Source organism: Promicromonospora sp. NPDC050262, assembly GCF_040655935.1.
Taxonomy (GTDB): Bacteria; Actinomycetota; Actinomycetes; order Actinomycetales; family Cellulomonadaceae; genus Promicromonospora.
This window is the reverse complement of sequence record NZ_JBFAKX010000007.1, coordinates 219,470-236,811: the sequence shown is the minus strand read 5'-3', so window position 1 is coordinate 236,811 and position 17,342 is coordinate 219,470. Positions and strand designations below refer to the sequence as shown.

The 17,342-nt window shown below is 73.2% G+C and carries 17 protein-coding genes; 12 read left to right on the top strand and 5 right to left on the bottom strand.

Translation table 11 applies throughout. From position 1 onward, the window contains the following. Positions 1-83: 83 nt before the first annotated feature. Positions 84-2,267 (bottom strand): hypothetical protein, encoded by a 2,184-nt coding sequence (locus tag AB0I29_RS13525; RefSeq protein WP_357482108.1) that lies wholly within the window; start codon positions 2,265-2,267, stop codon positions 84-86. Positions 2,268-2,330: 63 nt separating this feature from the next. On the opposite strand from AB0I29_RS13525, the gene AB0I29_RS13520 reads away from it, so the two are divergent. Then, positions 2,331-3,386: an aldo/keto reductase gene (locus AB0I29_RS13520; protein WP_357482106.1), complete on the top strand. Its 1,056-nt coding sequence runs from the start codon at positions 2,331-2,333 to the stop codon at positions 3,384-3,386. Positions 3,387-3,588: 202 nt separating this feature from the next. After that, entirely contained in the window at positions 3,589-4,827 is a 1,239-nt protein-coding gene (locus AB0I29_RS13515; protein WP_357482104.1) for an FAD-dependent oxidoreductase, read from the top strand. 16 nt (positions 4,828-4,843) lie between these two features. Here AB0I29_RS13515 and AB0I29_RS13510 read toward each other — a convergent pair whose 3' ends face one another. Next, positions 4,844-5,596 (bottom strand): TetR/AcrR family transcriptional regulator C-terminal domain-containing protein, encoded by a 753-nt coding sequence (locus tag AB0I29_RS13510; protein WP_357482102.1) that lies wholly within the window; start codon positions 5,594-5,596, stop codon positions 4,844-4,846. 104 nt (positions 5,597-5,700) lie between these two features. Here AB0I29_RS13510 and AB0I29_RS13505 point away from each other — a divergent pair, with 104 nt between their 5' ends. From AB0I29_RS13505 to AB0I29_RS13480, 6 genes are all read left to right on the top strand, one after another. Beyond that, entirely contained in the window at positions 5,701-6,258 is a 558-nt protein-coding gene (locus AB0I29_RS13505) for a nitroreductase family deazaflavin-dependent oxidoreductase (protein WP_357482100.1), read from the top strand. After that, positions 6,255-7,226 (top strand): NAD(P)-dependent alcohol dehydrogenase, encoded by a 972-nt coding sequence (locus AB0I29_RS13500; RefSeq protein ID WP_357482098.1) that lies wholly within the window; start codon positions 6,255-6,257, stop codon positions 7,224-7,226. Before AB0I29_RS13505 ends, AB0I29_RS13500 begins: the two co-directional genes overlap by 4 nt. A 104-nt stretch (positions 7,227-7,330) precedes the next feature. Beyond that, complete coding sequence (locus tag AB0I29_RS13495) at positions 7,331-7,999, top strand: ThuA domain-containing protein (RefSeq protein ID WP_357482096.1); 669 nt, start codon at positions 7,331-7,333, stop codon at positions 7,997-7,999. A 67-nt stretch (positions 8,000-8,066) separates the two neighbouring features. After that, complete coding sequence (locus AB0I29_RS13490) at positions 8,067-8,288, top strand: antitoxin (RefSeq protein ID WP_357482094.1); 222 nt, start codon at positions 8,067-8,069, stop codon at positions 8,286-8,288. Beyond that, positions 8,275-8,625: a type II toxin-antitoxin system PemK/MazF family toxin gene (locus AB0I29_RS13485; RefSeq protein ID WP_285100783.1), complete on the top strand. Its 351-nt coding sequence runs from the start codon at positions 8,275-8,277 to the stop codon at positions 8,623-8,625. The genes AB0I29_RS13490 and AB0I29_RS13485 overlap by 14 nt, the downstream gene beginning before the upstream one ends. 43 nt (positions 8,626-8,668) lie before the next feature. Then, positions 8,669-9,412, top strand: a complete 744-nt coding sequence (locus tag AB0I29_RS13480; protein ID WP_357482091.1) for a hypothetical protein — start codon at positions 8,669-8,671, stop codon at positions 9,410-9,412. 7 nt (positions 9,413-9,419) lie between these two features. Here the strand turns inward: AB0I29_RS13480 and AB0I29_RS13475 are convergent, their stop codons facing one another. Continuing rightward, on the bottom strand, positions 9,420-9,899 hold the full coding sequence (locus AB0I29_RS13475) for a tRNA (cytidine(34)-2'-O)-methyltransferase (RefSeq protein WP_285100785.1): 480 nt from the start codon (positions 9,897-9,899) through the stop codon (positions 9,420-9,422). On the opposite strand from AB0I29_RS13475, the gene AB0I29_RS13470 reads away from it, so the two are divergent. Both AB0I29_RS13470 and trpS read left to right on the top strand, forming a co-directional pair. Then, positions 9,898-10,065 (top strand): hypothetical protein, encoded by a 168-nt coding sequence (locus AB0I29_RS13470; protein WP_357482089.1) that lies wholly within the window; start codon positions 9,898-9,900, stop codon positions 10,063-10,065. The genes AB0I29_RS13475 and AB0I29_RS13470 overlap by 2 nt on opposite strands. 106 nt (positions 10,066-10,171) lie before the next feature. Next, complete coding sequence (gene trpS, locus AB0I29_RS13465) at positions 10,172-11,329, top strand: tryptophan--tRNA ligase (protein ID WP_357482087.1); 1,158 nt, start codon at positions 10,172-10,174, stop codon at positions 11,327-11,329. A 147-nt stretch (positions 11,330-11,476) separates the two neighbouring features. On the opposite strand, the gene AB0I29_RS13460 is transcribed toward trpS, so the two are convergent. Next, on the bottom strand, positions 11,477-13,399 hold the full coding sequence (locus tag AB0I29_RS13460) for a phosphoenolpyruvate carboxykinase (GTP) (RefSeq protein WP_357482085.1): 1,923 nt from the start codon (positions 13,397-13,399) through the stop codon (positions 11,477-11,479). 187 nt (positions 13,400-13,586) lie between these two features. Between AB0I29_RS13460 and AB0I29_RS13455 the strand changes: the two genes are divergently transcribed. After that, positions 13,587-15,077, top strand: a complete 1,491-nt coding sequence (locus AB0I29_RS13455) for a helix-turn-helix transcriptional regulator (RefSeq protein WP_285100788.1) — start codon at positions 13,587-13,589, stop codon at positions 15,075-15,077. A 121-nt stretch (positions 15,078-15,198) separates the two neighbouring features. Next, complete coding sequence (locus AB0I29_RS13450) at positions 15,199-15,810, top strand: hypothetical protein (protein ID WP_285100789.1); 612 nt, start codon at positions 15,199-15,201, stop codon at positions 15,808-15,810. Positions 15,811-15,969: 159 nt separating this feature from the next. Here the strand turns inward: AB0I29_RS13450 and AB0I29_RS13445 are convergent, their stop codons facing one another. After that, entirely contained in the window at positions 15,970-17,274 is a 1,305-nt protein-coding gene (locus tag AB0I29_RS13445) for an alpha/beta fold hydrolase (RefSeq protein ID WP_285100790.1), read from the bottom strand. Positions 17,275-17,342 lie beyond the last annotated feature (68 nt).

Genomic DNA, 17,342 nt, shown 5'->3' with positions numbered 1-17,342 from the left:
GGCGAGGAGAGCGCGGCGACTAGGTTATCCAGAGAGGGAGAAGGAAGCCGCCGCATGGCCTCGCCCGGGGCACACCCTAGACGTCAGGCCGGGACGAGGTCGAGCAGGTTCTGCGGCGTGATGACCCGGGAGCCCTCCGGCAGCGCCTCCGGGGCGCCGAACCCGAGATACGTCACCGGGCCCGACGACGCCGGCACCTCGTGGTGCACCTTCACGCCGTCGTCCCGCAGCAGGTCCACCAGGTAGCGCACCGTGAGGTACCGGCGCGCCGCGATGTCGCGCACCAGGGTCGTCGTGGTGACGCGGTGCTCCTCGACGGTGTTGAAGCTCGGCCGGCCGCGCAGGTTCAGGTGCAGCCAGAGCGCCTCCCAGCCGCCCTCGCTGCGCAGGAACGCCGCCGGGACCGACACCTGCCCCTGGCCCGTGAGGTCCGACTTCAGGCGCACCGTCGCCGGCTCGAACGGCAGCCCGGCCTGCGCCGCGTCGCGCGACATGAATCCGAAGAATCCCTCCGCGACCTGGTCGAACCGCTCGCCGGAGTACACGTGCACCTGGGGTACGACGACGGGCCGCCGGACCCGGGACAGGTTGGCGTCGACGAGCTCGGTGGCGCCGTCCGGGGCCTCGGTGAGGTCGCCGGAGTGCACGAAGCCCTCGGCGCGCAGCCGGGTCCACGACACGTGCTCGGGGTCCGTGAACTCGCCGTTCAGCAGCAGGCAGGACAGGTCGAGGTCGGTGTCCGTGGCCCGCTGCCGCCAGTGCACGAAGAACCGCAGCAGCTCGCCGGTCACCCGGGTCCGGGAGCCGCGGGGCAACACCCCGGCACCGTCCGGCCGGGAGCGTGCGGACAGCGGCAGCGCCACGTCGAGGAGGTCCGGGTCGACCACCAGCTCGCCGGGCCGGGGGAACCGGCGGAGCACCTCGGCGTCGCAGGCCAGGGCCAGCGCCGTCAGGGCGTCCGTGGGCAGGTCCGCGCGGTCGTCGGGCATGGCCCACGCGCCGCCGTGGCGGTTCACGAAGACCCGTCGGCCGGTGCCCGGCCGCGCCGTGCCCGGCCGCCCGTCGGCGCGTCGCCGGTTCTCCAGGTGCTCGCGCAGCCCGAGGACGACCCGGCCGGACACCCCGGGCAGCGCCCGCCCGAGAGCGTCGGCCACGGCGGTCGCCTCGACGTCGTCCGCCGCCGAACGCAGCAGGTGGTCCGCACGCCGCACGAGCATGCCGGGCGCCGCGGCGAGCAGTCGCAGCGCCTCCGCCCGGGCACCTGAGGCGAGCGACTGCTCGACCCGGGCGGCCAGGGACGGTGCGTCCTCGTCGCCACGGGCGACGGCGAACACCCGGGCGGCCGACGACAGGCCCCGGTGCTCGTGCGGGTGCAGCCGCTCGCCGAGCCGCTTCCACGCCTCCCGGTGCGCCGCGACGTCGCCGAGCTTCGCGGGCGACGCCTCCACGACCGCGTCGAGCGCTCCGAGCAGCACGCGCCGGACGGGGCGCGGCAGCGACCGGAACCGGGTGGCGGTCTCCAGCGTCACGTCCCCGCCGGACAGCGCGCAGGCCAGCCGCAGGACGTCGGTGACCGTGTCGGCCTGGGGCTCGCGCCCGTACAGCACGTGCGTGGCGTTCACGATCGCGCGCGCCGACCGCACCGGCACCGTCGCGGGCTGTTCCATGCCACCGCAGTGCTGGGCCAGCAGCGCGAGCGCGGTGAGGTCGGCGTCGGACAGCGGGGTGGTGCTCCCCGCGAGGCGGAGGTAGAGGCGGTGGGCCTCCTCGTCGAGCGTGCCGCCGACGTCGAGCACCGTGCGCCGGTCGCCGAGGGCGGGCACGAACGCGTCGTGCGCCGCGACCATCTCCTCGTAGGTGTGCTGGTACCGGCCGTAGCGGGGGAGTGCGAGCAGGTCGACCTTCCCCTGACGCGCGAAGAGCGCGTCGGCGTCCGGGACCTCCTGCAGGGCGTCCCGGAGGCAGGAGACCCAGAATTTCAGCGTGTCGGGCACGTTGTGCGGGAAGTCCTGGAAGTACGTGTTGTGCTGCACGTGGGCGCCGAGAGCCTCGTGCACGACGGCGAGGGTCTGCACCGCCACCAGCCGCGCGTCCTGAGGCGACAGGGTGCCCAGGTAGCTCAGCAGCCGACCCGACGCCTTGTAGCCCGAGGTCAGGAGCACGGCGTCGAACCGCCGGGCGACCGAGGCGCCGTCCCCGGTCGAGACCGCGGTGAGGGGGACGCGCCACGTCCGGCGGACGACCAGGTCGAAGATCTGCGCAGACATGACGCGCATCGTGGCACGGAACCGTGGTCGGGGCGGACAGGTTTCCCGTGCCACGATGGCCGTATGCCTCTCGCATCCCGGTACCTCGCAGCAGAGGACCGTTACGACACCATGCAGTACCGCCGCACCGGCCGCTCGGGTCTGGACCTGCCCGCGCTGTCCCTGGGGCTCTGGCACAACTTCGGCGACACCAGCCCGTTCGGCACACAGCGCGCCATCCTGCGCCGCGCGCTCGACCTGGGCGTCACGCACTTCGACCTGGCGAACAACTACGGCCCGTCCTACGGCGCGGCCGAGGCGAACTTCGGCCGGCACCTCGCCGCCGATCTCAGGCCCTACCGCGACGAGCTGATCCTCTCCACGAAGGCCGGCTACGACATGTGGCCCGGCCCCTACGGCGACCACGGCTCGCGCAAGTACCTGCTGGCCAGCCTCGACCAGTCGCTGACCCGCATGGGCGTGGACTACGTCGACGTCTTCTACCACCACCGGCCCGACCCCTCGACGCCGCTCGAGGAGACCATGGGCGCGCTCGCGTCCGCGGTCCAGCAGGGCAAGGCCCTGTACGTGGGCGTCTCCAACTACTCGCCGGCGCGCACGCGTGACGCCGCGCGGATCCTCGGTGAGCTGGGCGTCCCGCTCCTCATCCACCAGCCGTCCTACTCGATGTTCAACCGGCACATCGAGAACCCCGCCCACGAGGACGGGTACGACGGCACGCAGAGCGAGTCGCTGCTCGACGTCGTGGGCGAGCTGGGCGTCGGGACCATCGTGTTCTCCCCGCTGCAGCAGGGCCTGCTGACCAGCAAGTACCTCGCCGGCGAGGTCCCGGCCGGGTCCCGTGCGGCCCGCTCCGACTCGCCGTTCCTCTCGGACCGGGCCCTCACCGAGGACTACCTGGGCCGCGCCAAGGCGCTCAACGAGATCGCCGCGGGCCGCGGGCAGACGCTCGCGCAGCTCGCGCTCGCCTGGGTGCTGCGGGACGAGCGCGTGACGTCGGCCCTCATCGGCGCGTCGTCCGTGGCGCAGCTCGAGGACAACGTCGCGGCGCTCGCGGCGGGGCCCCTCACGGCGGACGAGGTCGCGGCGATCGAGCCCCTGGCGCGCCCGCTGGGCTGACCGGCCCGGCGCGGTCGCTCGAACCCGCCCGCCCCGGGCACCACGCCCGGGGCGGGCGGCGTCGGCAGCTCCACACTCCGTGTTCCGCCGCACTTCACGGGGCCGTCGCGCCGAATCGACCGGCGCGGCGGACGATGGGGGAGTCCGCCGCTCGACGGGGAGGGGTACTGGGGGTACTGCACTCGCGAGAAGGAGCACCAGCGTGACCGAAACCAAGTCCGCGATCGTCGTCGGGGCCGGCATGGTCGGCCTGTCCACCGCCTGGCACCTGCAGGAACGCGGCGTGGAGGTGACGGTCCTCGACCGGCACGGCGTCGCCTCCGGCTCCTCCTGGGGCAACGCCGGCTGGCTCACCCCGGGCATGGCGATGCCGCTGGCCGACCCGTCGCTCTGGGCCTACGGCCCGAAGGCGATGCTCGACCCCGACGCCGCCCTCAGCGTCCCCTTCCGGTTCGACCGGGCGCTCTGGGGCTTCCTCGCCCGGTTCATGGCCCACGCGACGCCCGGCGCGTGGCAGCGCACGATGGCGGCCCTCACCCCGATCGATCGCATGGCGCTCGAGGCCTACGACGAGCTGGAGGCCGGGGGCGTGCACGCCACCTCGCACGCCAGCCCCTGGGTGGTCGGGTTCGAGCGGGAGCGGGAGTCGCGGCCGTTCGTGCACGAGCTGCGGGCCGTGGCGAAGGCGGGCCAGAAGATCGCGCTGTCCCGGGTGCCCGACGGCGTCCGCGTGCCGCACCTCACCAGTGCCCTCCAGTCGCTCTGGACCCTGGAGGGTCAGCGGTACATCGAGCCGGGACCGTACGTGGAGGCGCTGGCGACGTCGGTCAGCGCGCGGGGCGCGAAGGTGCTCACGGACGCCCGGGTCACGGCCGTCCGGCCGGTGCCGGGCGGCGGCGCCGAGGTCGAGGTGGCCGGCCGCGACGCACTCCGGGCGGACGCCGTCGTGGTCGCCACGGGCGCGTGGCTCTCGGACCTGACCCGGCAGCTCGGCGTGCGCACCCGGGTGCAGGCGGGGCGGGGTTACTCGTTCAGTGCGCCCGTGACCGGCCCGCCGATCGACCACCCGGTCTACTTCCCGGCGCGCCGCGTGGCCTGCACCCCGTACCAGGGGCGGCTGCGGATCGCGGGGACCATGGAGTTCCGCGGGCCCGACGAGCCCTTCCAGCCCCGGCGCATCGAGGCCATCGTGAACTCGGTCCGCGGCCTCTTCGAGGGCGTCGACCTCGACTCCCGCGAGGACGAGTGGGTGGGTTCCCGGCCGGTGACGCCGGACGGCCTGCCGCTCGTGGGCCGGACGGCGGCCCCCGGCGTCTTCGCGGCCGGCGGCCACGGCATGTGGGGCATGGTGCTGGGCCCCGCGACCGGCCGGGCGCTGGCGACGCTGATCACGACGGGTGCCACGCCGGAGGAGATCCGGCCGTTCGACCCGCTGCGCTGACCCCGGGGCGCGCGGGTCAGTGACCCGCGCGTCCGGCCAGCCGGTCGAGCCCGTCGAGGATCAGGTCGAGACCGAACTCGAACTCGGTCTGATCGTCGCACCAGCCCAGCGTGGCGCCCGGCTCGTCGTGGGCGACCTCGGCGAGCATCTCGACCATGTGCGGCACCTGGTCGGCCATCTGCTGGAGCAGCGCGGTGGCCTCGTCGTCCGCACCCTCCCGCGCACCACCGCCGGCGGCCGAGCCCGCGGTCGCCCCGTCGGGCTCGAAGAGCTCCTGGGAGAACCCGAACGCCCGGCTGCCCAGGGCGTGCATCGCGTGGTGCACCAGGTCCCACGAGAAGCCGCCGTGGCGCATCAGCCCCAGGAGCGAGTCGCAGTACCGGACGATGTGCAGGCTGAACGACGTCCGCGTCTCCAGGACGGTCGACGCCCAGGGGTGGCGCAGCAGCACCGCGCGCGCCGTGAGGATCTGCCGGCGCATCGCGGGCTTCCAGGCGGACGGCGGCGCGTCGTCCGGCAGGGGGTCGAGCAGGGCCACCGCGTCCTGGATCTCCGCCGCCACGACGTCCACCACGCCGTCGAGCAGGTCCTCCTTGTTGGCGACGTGGTGGTAGAGCGACATCGCCTCGATGCCGAGCTCGCGGGCCAGGCTGCGCATGGTGAGGGCCCCGAGGCCGTCCCGGTCGGCCAGGGCCACCGCCGACTCCAGGACCCGGGCACGGGTCAGGGTGGTGCGTGGTGGCGTGCCGGTCGTCTGCGGGGAAGTCATGGTCTCGCGATCCTACGTCCGCCGACCCTTGACGGGGCCTCGTGACGGTCCTACCTTACGTCGTAAGGCTTACGCCGTAAGTCTCGTCCGGAAGGCGGAGCGTCATGTGGACCTGGATCCTGTGGGTGGTGGGGACTCTCCTCGTGCTGGGGCTCGCCGCGTTCGCGGCGTTGGTGCTGGTCATGCGGAGCAAGAACCGGCGCGGGCTCGGTGTCGTCCGGCGGTTCAACCGGCGGGTCACCAACCGTGGCGCGCTGCGGGACGCGGGGGAGCCCGGTGCGTCGGCCGCGCTCGTCCGGCACGTCGGCCGCCGGTCCGGGGCGTCGTACTCGACGCCGATCGGGGTGTACCCGATGGACGGCGACTTTCTCGTGTACCTCCCGTACGGCCGGGCCGTGGACTGGCTGCGCAACATCCAGGCCGCGGGCACGGCGGAGCTGCGGGTCGACGGGCACGAGCACACGGTGACGCCGCAGCTCGTCGAGCCGGGCCGGGCGCTGCCCTACCTGTCGGGGGCGGACCGGCGGGTCGCGCGGCTGTTCGGGGTCACCGACTTCCTCGCGCTGCGACGGGTGGGGCCGGGCGACGCGGCGTCCAGGGCTGCCGCCGCGGACCAGGACGGATCGGCCGCCGCTCGCGACGGAGCGGGCGGCACGCCGTGAGGGCCGTGGTCCGCGACCGGTACGGTCCGGTGGACGCCCTGCGGCTCGCCGCCGTCGAGCAGCCCGAGCCGGGCCCGGGCGAGGCGGTCGTCCGGATCGCGGCCGCCTCGCTGAACACGGCGGACCTCGACCACCTGCTCGGCCGCCCGCGGGTCGCCCGCGTGGCCACGGGCCTGGTGCGGCCGACGAACCGGCGTGTCGGCCTCGATGTCGCCGGGACGGTCGAGCGGGTCGGGCCCGATGTGACGAGCGTGCGGGCGGGCGACCGCGTCTGGGCCGACCTCTTCGACAGCGGGCACGGCGCGCTGGCCGACCGGGTGTGCGTCCCGGCGTCGGCCCTCTCGCCGCTCCCGGAGCACATCTCGTTCGAGGACGCCGCCACCGCGCCGCACTCGGGTTCGCTCGCGCTCCAGGGCCTGCGCGCCGCCGGGCCGGTCCGGCCGGGCGAGCGCGTGCTGGTCAACGGCGCGGGTGGCTGCGTGGGACCGTTCGCGGTGCAGATCGCGAAGGCTCGGGGTGCGGAGGTCACCGCTGTCGACCACGGTGACAAGCTGGCGTTCCTCCGGGAGCTGGGCGCGGACGAGGTGATCGACCATCGCCACGAGGACGTCACGCGTTCCGGCCGGCGGTTCGACGTGGTGCTGGACATCGCCGACACCCGGTCCGTCGTGGCGGTTCGCCGGTGCCTGGCCCCGGGCGGCCGGTACGTGCTGATCGCCCGGCGGATGGGCTCCTTCGCGGAGAAGGCGCTGCTCGGCCCGGTGGTCGGCGCGCTGACCGGCACGCGGATCGGCACCTTCGCCTGGCACCCGAACCGCCGCGCCGACCTGGCCGAGCTGGCAGGGCTGCTCGCCTCCGGCGCCGTGCGGCCCAGGATCGACCGCCGCTACAGCCTCGACGACGCGGTCGAGGCCCTCCGCCGGCTCGCGTCGGGTGAGGCGAGCGGCAAGGTCCTGGTGGTCCCATAGGCGGGCCGCCGTCGAACGTAGGGCTGATCGCTCCATGAGCCCTGTTCGACCGACGGAGCCTACGTCCGGCGTCCGTGGCTCAGGACGGTGGCAGGATCGGGCGCATGACGCAACGCCGCATCCTCATCCTCTCCGGCCGTGGACGTTACGAGGACCCCTGGCACGACCATGCGGCGACGTCGCACGTGGCCGCCGGGATCCTCGGTGAGCTGGGGGCCGTCGAGGTGCGCGGCCTGTTCCGCGACGCGCTGAACGACCTGGACTCCGTGGACCTCCTGGTCGTCAACGGCGGCACGGGCCGCCGGGACGCCGACTTCGACGGTTCCGACGACGACTGGCTCCCCTTTCACGACCGGCTGTCCGCCTGGGCGCGGGCCGGGGGTGCCGTGCTCGGGCTGCACCAGGCGGCGAACACCTTCTACGACGCGCCCGACTGGGAGGCGGTGCTCGGCGGGCGCTGGATCCCCGGCGAGTCGATGCACCCGCCGATCGGCACCGCCCGCTTCGAGCTGACGGTCGGCCACCCCCTCACCGAGGGCCTGAGCGTGGTCGAGGCCTTCGACGAGCGCTACTGCCGTCTCCGCGTCGCCGCGGACACGCGCGTGCTCGGCACCACCCTGGACGACGACGGCGCCTCGCACCCGGTCCTGTGGGTCAACGAGGCGCACGGCGGCCGCAGCGTGTATTCCGGGCTCGGCCACGACGTCCGCTCGTTCGACTCGGCGGGGCACCAGGAGCTGCTGCGCCGCGCCGCTTCCTGGCTGCTGTCGTAGCACGGACGGTACTACCCCTGGTCCAGGAGTTGTCACCCAGGGTAGGATCAAGGGTATGAAGGTGAGTGTGAGCATTCCGGAACAGGACCTGCGGTTCCTGGATGACTACGTGGTGGACAACGGGCTCGGCTCGCGTTCCGCCGGTGTCCACGAGGCGATCGGTGCCCTTCGGCAGATGGCGCTCACGCTGGAGGCCGAGCAGGCGATCTCGGAGTGGTACGACTCAGGTGAGGCCGAGGTCTGGGACGTGACGGTCGCCGACGGCCTGGAGTCCGATGTATCGCGGTGAGGTCTGGTACGCGGATCTCGACCCGGTACGCGGCTCCGAGGCGAACAAGGTCCGACCGGTCGTCATCGTGTCGAACGACGCCTACAACGCGGCGGCCCGGCGACTGGGCCGTGGCGTCCTGACCGTCGTGCCGCTGACGAGCAACGTGAAGCGCGTGCTCTCGTTCCAGGTGCTCGTCTCGAAGCGGGGCTCCGGGCTCGCGGTCGACTCCAAGGCGCAGGCGGAGCAGGTGCGGGCGGTCGACATGGGGCGCCTGGTCAATCGGGTCGGCAAGCTGTCCTCCGATGAGGCGGCGGCGCTCGACGAAGCCCTGCTGGTGCACCTCGGCATCTCCTGAGCCGCTTGACCTCAACCGTTGTTGAGGTTGTTGACTGGGCCGCATGGAGATCATCAGCATCGACACGGTGACCCGCTCGATCGCCGAGACGGCCGCGTACTACGAGACGGTCCTCGGGCTCCCGGTCAGCAAGGAGATCGGCGCGGTCGAGGTCACCGCCGGGCGCACGGTCCTGCGCTTCCGCGAGGACACCGACGCCACGGGCGACCAGCACTACGCGTTCCTGATCGACGACGCGCGGTTCGACGCCGCCCGCGCGTTCCTGACGGCGGGACCCGGTCTGCTGAGCGAGGGCGACCGCACGGAGTTCGAGGCGCAGGACGCCTGGAACGCGCGGTCACTGTACTTCCCGGGACCGGACCGCTCGGTCCTGGAAGTCATCGCGCGCCGTGATCTCCCCCGAGACCTGGGTGCCGGGCCCGGCGCGGGTGCGAAGGCCTCGAGCCCGCACGTGCCCGGCACCCAGCCTGACCCGTTCGGGCCGGGCGACCTGCTGTCCGTGAGCGAGGTGGGCATCGCGGTGCCCGACGTCGTGGACACCGCCGACCGGCTCACCGAGGCCGGGATCGGCCGCTACCCGGCCGGGTCGGCGACGTTCAGCCCGGCGGGGCACATCGACGGCATGCTGATCCTCGTCAGCGTGGGCCGCACGTGGTTCCCGACGTCGGACCGCGTCGTGGGCGAGCCGCCTGTCGCCGTCGTCGCCCAGGCGGGGCCGGCGAGCCCGGGCGTGATGCCGGGGCGGTACGAGCTGGCCCCGGGCCGGGTGCTGGTGGTGCGGGCGTAGCCGAGCCTCACGCCCCCTCGGCGAACCCCGCCTGGCGCCACACCTCGTACACCGCGATCGACGCCGCGTTGGTCAGGTTGAGCGACCGGCGGCCGGGCAGCATCGGGATCCGCAGCTCGTCGGTGACGCGGGGGTGCTCGAGCGCCTCGGGCGGCAGTCCGGTGGGCTCCGGGCCGAACAGCAGCACGTCGCCCGGCCGGTACTCGACGTCGGTGAAGCGCGTGGTCGCACGGGTGGTGAACGCGAACACCCGGGCCTCGGGCAGCGCGTCGAGGGCGGCGTCGAGCGACGGGTGCACGTCCATGACGGCGAGGTCGTGGTAGTCGAGGCCGGCGCGCTTCAGCTTGGCCTCCGACAGGTCGAAGCCCAGGGGCTCCACGAGGTGCAGCCGCGCCCCGGTCACGGCGGCGAGCCGGATCGCGGAGCCGGTGTTCCCGGGGATGCGGGGCTCGAAGTACACGATGTGAGCCAGGGGGTTCTCGGGCATGGGGGCGTCAGGCTGGTGCGGCACGGGTCCATTCTCGCTGCCGGACGGCGCGGCGGCGTCCGGCGCCGTCGAGCGGGTGCCGGCCCTTGCCCGCCGTCGGACGCCCGCATACCCTGGGCGCATGACGCACGGGCTGAACTGGTGGCGGCTGCACCCGCAGCAGTGACCTGACGCGCCCACCCGCACAGAAGTCCCGAGCTGCTCGCCGCAGCCCGGGACTTTTCTGTGCCCGACGTCGTGCGCGGGCGGCTCCCTGACCAAGGAGACCCAGCATGTCCGTGACCCTGCCGCCCGAGGCGGCCCCGACGTCGTCCGCCCCCGGCGCACTCCTCGACCTCGAAGCTGCCCGCGAGAAGCGCAGCGCCACCCGCTCCGCCGAGGCGGCGCGCGAGCGCACCGCCGTCCTGGAGGGCCTGATCGCCCGGAACCCGGGGGAGTACCGGGTGCTGACCGGCGACCGCCCCACCGGAGCCCTCCACCTGGGGCACCTGATGGGCACGGTCGCCAACCGCGTGCGCCTGCAGGACCTGGGCGTCGAGGTGTTCCTCATCGTCGCCGACTACCAGGTCATCACCGACCGCGACGACTCCGGCGACCTGCCGGCCACGGTCCGGGAGGTGCTGCTCGACTACCTCGCGGCGGGCCTGGACCCCGACCGCAGCACCGTCTTCACGCACTCGGCGGTGCCGGCCCTGAACCAGCTCCTGCTGCCGTTCCTGTCGCTGGTCACGGTGGCCGAGCTGGAGCGCAACCCCACGGTGAAGTCGGAGGCGGAGGCGGCCGTGCTGCGGCAGCGCCGCGGCATCTCCGGCCTGCTGCTCACCTACCCGGTCCACCAGGCCGCCGACATCCTGTTCTGCCACGGCAACCTCGTGCCGGTCGGCGTGGACCAGCTGCCGCACCTGGAGATCACCCGGACCATCGCACGGCGGTTCAACCAGCGGTACTCCGCCACGCGGCCGTACTTCCCCGAGCCGGACGCGCTCATCGCGCCGTCGACCACCGTGCTCGGCAGCGACGGGCGCCGGATGTCCAAGTCGCGGGGCAACGCGCTGGAGCTGCGGGCCTCGGAGGACGACACCGCGACGTTCTTCAGGCGCGCCCGGACCGACGCCGAGCGCACCATCACCTACGAGCCGGAGCAGCGGCCGGAGATCGCGAACCTGCTCCAGATCGGCGCCTCCTTCACCGGCACCTCGCCGGAGGCGCTCGCCGACGAGGTGGGCGCGGCCGGCGCGGGGCGCCTCAAGGCGGTGGTCACCGAGGCCGTCGTGGAGGGCCTGCGCCCTCTCCGTGCCCGACGGCGGGAGCTCGCCTCCGCGGGGCCCCGTCACCTGGACGAGGTGCTCGCGCGAGGCAATGCGCGGGCGAACGAGATCGCGGACCGCACCCTGGACGACGTCCGCGATCTGATGGGGATGCGCTACTGAGTCCACAGGCCTGTGGACGAACAGGCCTGTGGACAAAGGAGATCCCCGGCCGGGATGCCTCAATAACCCGGCCGGGGAAATCTGTTCGGACGGCCGACGGCGCGACGGGTAGCCACCCGAGAAGGTCGCGCCGTCAGCCGGCCGAGATCATCGGGCCAGACGCTCCCGCAGGGCGTCGAGCTGGGCGCGCAGCGCCGCCGGCGTGTGGTCGCCGAACCGGTCGAAGAACTCCTCGGTCAGGTCGGCCTCGTCCTGCCACGGCTTGGTCGGCACGTCGAAGAGGGCCGCCATGTCGGCGTCCGGCACGTCGATGCCGTCCAGGTTCAGGGTGCCGGGCGCGGGCAGGCTGCCCACCGGCGTGGCCACGGAGGTGTCCTCGCGCAGGCCGCGGCCGGCCTCGACCTGGCCCACGATCCACTCGATCACGCGCGAGTTCTCGCCGAACCCGGGCCACAGGAAGCGGCCGTCCTCGCCGCGGCGGAACCAGTTGACCTGGAAGATCCGCGGGCGCCTGGACTCCTCGATGCCCGCGCCGACCTCCAGCCAGTGCGCCCAGTGGTCGGCCATGTTGTAGCCGCAGAACGGGAGCATCGCGAAGGGGTCGCGGCGCAGCTCGCCGAGCGCGCCCTCGGCGGCGGCCGTGCGCTCCGAGGAGATCGTGGCGCCCATGAACACGCCGTGCTCCCAGCCGAAGGACTCCGCGACGAGCGGCACGTTGCTGGGGCGGCGGCCGCCGAACACGATCGCGTCGACGGGCACGCCCGCCGGGTCCTCCCAGGTGTCCGCGATGGTGGGGCACTGGGCGGCGGACACGGTGAAGCGGGAGTTCGGGTGGGCCGCGGGCGTCTCGGAGTCCGGCGTCCAGTCGTTGCCCTGCCAGTCGGTCAGGTGCGCCGGCGGCTCGGCCGTGAGGCCCTCCCACCAGACGTCGCCGTCGTCGGTCAGCGCGACGTTCGTGAAGATGGTGTCGCGGTCGAACGTCGCGACGGCGGTCGGGTTGGTGTCGATGCCGGTACCGGGTGCGACGCCGAAGAAGCCGGCCTCGGGGTTGATGGCGCGCAGCGTCCCGTCCGGGCCGGGGCGCATCCACACGATGTCGTCGCCGAGGGTCTCGACCTTCCAGCCCGGGATCGTGGGCTGCAGCATCGCGAGGTTCGTCTTGCCGCAGGCGCTCGGGAAGGCGGCGGCCAGGTGGTACTGGCGCTGCTCGGGCGAGGTGATGCGGATCAGCAGCATGTGCTCGGCGAGCCAGCCCTCGTCACGCGCCATCGCCGAGGCGATGCGCAGCGCGAAGCACTTCTTGCCGAGCAGGGCGTTGCCGCCGTAGCCGGAGCCGTACGACCAGATCTCGCGGCTCTCCGGGAAGTGCACGATGTACTTGGTGTCGCTGCACGGCCAGGCCACGTCCGCCTCGCCCTCGGCCAGGGGCGCGCCCACCGAGTGCACGGCGGGGACCCACTGCTGGCCGGCGTCGATCAGGCGCAGGATCTCGTCCGAGACCCGGGTCATGACGTGCATCGAGACGACGACGTACGGGGAGTCGGTGAGCTCGATGCCCACCTGCGAGATGGGTCCGCCCACCGGGCCCATCGAGAACGGCACCACGTACATGGTGCGGCCCTTCATGGAGCCCTCGAAGACATCCTTCAGCTCGGTGCGCATGTCGGCCGGGGCCACCCAGTTGTTGGTGGGGCCGGCGTCCTCCTCGTCCTGCGAGCAGATGAAGGTGCGCGACTCGACGCGGGCGACGTCGGCGGGGTTGGAGCGCGCCAGGTACGAGCCCGGCCGCTTCTCCTGGTTCAGCGCGACGAGCGTGCCCGCGGCCAGCATCTGGTCGATGAGACGCTGCTTCTCCTGCCCGGAGCCGTCGCACCAGACGATCTCGTCCGGCTGCGTGAGCTCGGCCACGCGGGCGACCCAGTCGCGCACGTCCAGGTCTCCGGCGGGCGGGATGCCGTTCGCGGCCGTGGACGCCGAGGTGTCTGCCGTGGTGGAGTCCTGGCCGATGGTCACGTCGGCCACGAGCTCGGCGACGAGCCGGGTTCGGCGGGGGTTCGCGAGGACGGACATGTGCGCTCCGATCGTCAGACTGCGGGCCACGGTGGCGGGCTTGTTTCCACCTTCACGTGCGGATCGCCCCGAATTCCAGTCCATGGGCTGTCAAGAATCGCCGATCTTCACGTAGTGTGAAGGAGCGGGTTCCTGCTGGCCCGTCCTGGGCAGCGACCGGGTGAAGCGACCACGAGCGGAGGGCGACATGCCTGCCGGAGGCGAGCCGACGTCGTCGGGCACCGAGACGGACCTGATCACCCTCGGCCGCCGGATCCGGCACCTGCGCACCGCGCGGGGGCTCACGCTGGACGCGCTCGGCGAGAAGGTCGGCTCCGCGCCGAGCCTGCTCTCGCTCGTGGAGAACGGCCGGCGCGAACCGCGGCTCGGGCTGCTGCGCTCGATCGCCGAGGCGTTCGGCGTGCCGATGAGCGAGCTGCTCAGCGCCGAGCCGCCGTCGCGCAGGGCCGCTCTGGAGATCGCGCTCGACCGGGCGCAGCGTGGACCCCTGTTCACCACCCTGGGCGTGCCCGCGGTCAAGCCCAGCCAGAAGCTGCCGATGCCGGTCCTGGAGCAGCTGGTGGGCCTGCACGACGAGCTGGCCCGGCGCGAGCAGATGGCGATCGCCACCCCCGAGGAGGCGCGGCGGGCCAACACCGAGCTGCGCCTGGAGCGGGAGGCCCGCGACAACCACTACCCGCAGTTCGAGGCCGTCGCGGAGCAGATGGTCAAGGCCGCCGGGTACACGGGCGGCGCGCTGACCCACCGCACGGTGGCGCGGATGGCGGAGCAGATGGGCTTCACGTTGCTGCACGTGGGCGACCTGCCCCGGTCCGCCCGCTCGGTGACCGACCTGCGCAACGGGCGCATCTACCTGCCCCCGGCGTCGACCCCGGGCGGGCACGGCCTGCGGTCGCTCGCGCTGCAGGCGCTGGCGCACCGCGTGCTGGAGCACGACCGGCCGCGTTCGTACGGCGAGTTCCTGCGGCAGCGCGTCGAGATCACGTACTTCGCCGCCGCCTGCCTGGTACCGCAGTTCGTGGCCGTGCCGTTCCTCCAGGAGCGCAAGCGGGAGCACGACCTCGCGGTCGAGGACTTCCGTGACGCCTTCGGCATCACGCACGAGGCGGCCGCGATGCGGCTCACCAACCTCGCGACGCACCACCTCGGCATCCCGCTGCACTTCCTGCGCGTGGGGGCCGACGGCGCGCTGTTCCGCGGCTACGCGAACGACGGCCTGCCGTTCCCGCAGGACGTCACGGGCGCCATCGAGGGGCAGCTCATCTGCCGGCGCTGGGCGGCGCGCGAGGCGTTCGAGCGCCGCGACCGCGCCACCGAGTTCTACCAGTACACCGACACCCCGGCCGGGACGTTCTGGTGCTCCACCCAGACGGGGTCGACGTCGCCCGCGGGCGGGCCGGACGGCGGTTCGGGCGCCTTCTCGATCACCGTCGGGGTGCCGTACGCGCACGCGAAGTGGTTCCGCGGGCGGGACACGCAGGTGCGGCGCGTCTCGACGTGCCCGGACCCGGCGTGCTGCCAGCGCCCGTCGCCGGAGCTGACCGACCGCTGGTCGGGCGAGGCCTGGCCGTCGGGGCGCATGCACCAGCAGATCCTCGCGGCCCTGCCGCGGGGCGCGTTCCCCGGCGTGGACGACGCCGAGGTGTACGCGTTCCTGGACAAGCACGCCCCGGAGTGACGCACGTATGACCCCTCCGTCGAGTCCGGACGCCGTCGCCGGGTTAGCGTAGGCGACCGTGGCATCGAACCTGGCTTGCATCGGACTGGACGTCTGGCGACGTAGCGAATTTCGCGACCTGGTGGCTTCGGCTCGCGCCGAGGCGGAGACCATCGCCAAGGACGGTGAGGTCGGCGTGCACATCTGGACCGACGTGTCCGGTGCCCGCCTGATCATCACCACCGAGGGCGACCTGGTGCGGGTGGTCACGCCCACGTTCTACGCCGCGCCCGGCGCCATCCTCTCCGAGCCGCAGGCGGTCGACGGCGGGCTGGTGCTCGCCGAGCTCGTGAACCAGCACGACGAGGTCATCACCGAGATCGCCTGCCAGCTCGAGGAGCTCGCCCTGCTGGGCACCGCGGAGGCGCCGGTCACGGGTCCGGCGTCGATCGTCGTGCTCGGCAACTCCGTCCAGGTGATCGGGCGGGCCGACGCCGCGGTGTCCGGCCTGGTCTTCGAGCCCACCGGCGCGTACGCCGCGTCCACGGACGCCGTCGCGCACCTGACCGGCGTGGTGCTCGCGATCGAGCAGCGCTCCGTCGCCCGCACCGGCCAGGACTTCACCGCCGCCCGCGTGCAGACCGACGGCTTCCAGGTGACCCTCTGCCACCCGGCGGGCCGGCCCGGCCTGACCCCGGGGGACGTCGTCGAGGTGGACGGGTACGTGGTCGCCTCGCTGCCGGGGCTGCGCTGACGGCTGCTTGGTGCCGGCTCCTCCCCGCCGGCTCCGCTCCTTCGAGACCCAAGTTTTCTTCGCTTTGCGGCCGCTCAAAGCCAAGAAACTTAGGTCTCGAAGGAGAGGGCGGGCGAAGGGGAGGGGCGAAGTGCAGCCCGTCCAGAACCCGGCGGCGGTCTACTCCGCCGATGTCAGCGGGCCGCCCCGGGCGTCCAGGCGGTCCAGCAGCCTGGGCAGGACGTCGCCGAGCCGCAGCCCGTCGTGCTCGAACTCGTTGGTGACCCACGGCTCGACGTTGCCCACGTGGGCCGCCGTCTCCAGCGAGAGGGACGCGTCGACGAACATGTCGTCGAAGTACACGGCGGCCTCGACCGGGATCTCGTTGTCCGCGAGCCGGTGCAGGTCGTACAGGTCGCCCCAGTCCTGCCGCCGGGCGAGGGCGTCGGCCGCGGCCTCGAACGGTCGCAGCGCGCTGATCTCGGAGAACATCCAGGGGTAGATCATCTCGCCGGTCAGCAGCAGCGGCCGGGCGTCCTCGCCGAACGCCGGGTCGGCGTCGCGCACGGACTGGGCCGCCCACGCGGTGGGGCCGGTGTGGGACTGGGCGTAGATCGACTCGTGCAGCAGCGCGTACAGCGGGTTGGTGGCGAACGACGTCTCGGCCCCGACCGTCGCGCGGAACGTGTCGCTGAGCGGGCCGCCGTGCGGGGAGTCGAATGCCTCGTCGACGATCCAGTGCACGCGCTCGAACCCGGGCTGCATGCCGAAGTCCATGCCGAGCGTCTGGAACCGCCGCACGGTGAGCGGGTCGCCGCCGGGCTCCGTCACGCCGCCGGCCGCTAGGCGGTCGACGATCCGGCCGAGGGTCTTGGTGACGTGCGGGTAGCGCGCGCGGAACCGCTCGTTCTTGGCCACCACGCGCGGCTGGGTGCGCTCGTAGACCTCCCGGGCCGACGCCGTCAGGCTCGGCAGGCCGCCGGTCACGAGGCTCGCGTTCAGGCCCTCGGGCGCGAACGACAGGTACGTCATGGTGATGAAGCCGCCGTACGACTGGCCCAGCGAGGTCCAGCGCCGGCCGCCGAAGAGCGTCTTCCGGACGTGCTCGGCGTCGTGCACGATGTTGTCGGCGCGGAAGTGCGTGAGGTACTCCGCCTGCTCCTCGGGCGTGCCGAGGGCGTTCAGCGCCTCCGCCCGGACGGCGCTGGACCGCCCGGTGCCGCGCTGGTCGAGGAGCACCACGCGGAACCGCTTGAGCGCCGTGCCCACCCAGCCGTCCGGGCCGGTGGGGCGGGGACCCTTGCCGCCCGGGCCGCCCTGGAGGAATACGAGGAGCGGCAGGTCCTCGGTGCGGCGGGTGGGATCGACGAGCTCCCGGGCGAACACGGAGATCGTGGGGGACCCGTCGGGCTGGGACCAGTCGAGCGGGACGTCGACGGAGTGGTCGGTGACATGGACACCGGGAAGCGTGTAGCTGATGGGCACGGGCCGAGCCTACGACCGCACGCTCCGCCAGTGCAGCGCCTCGTCCGCGATATTGATTGCATTAGTGG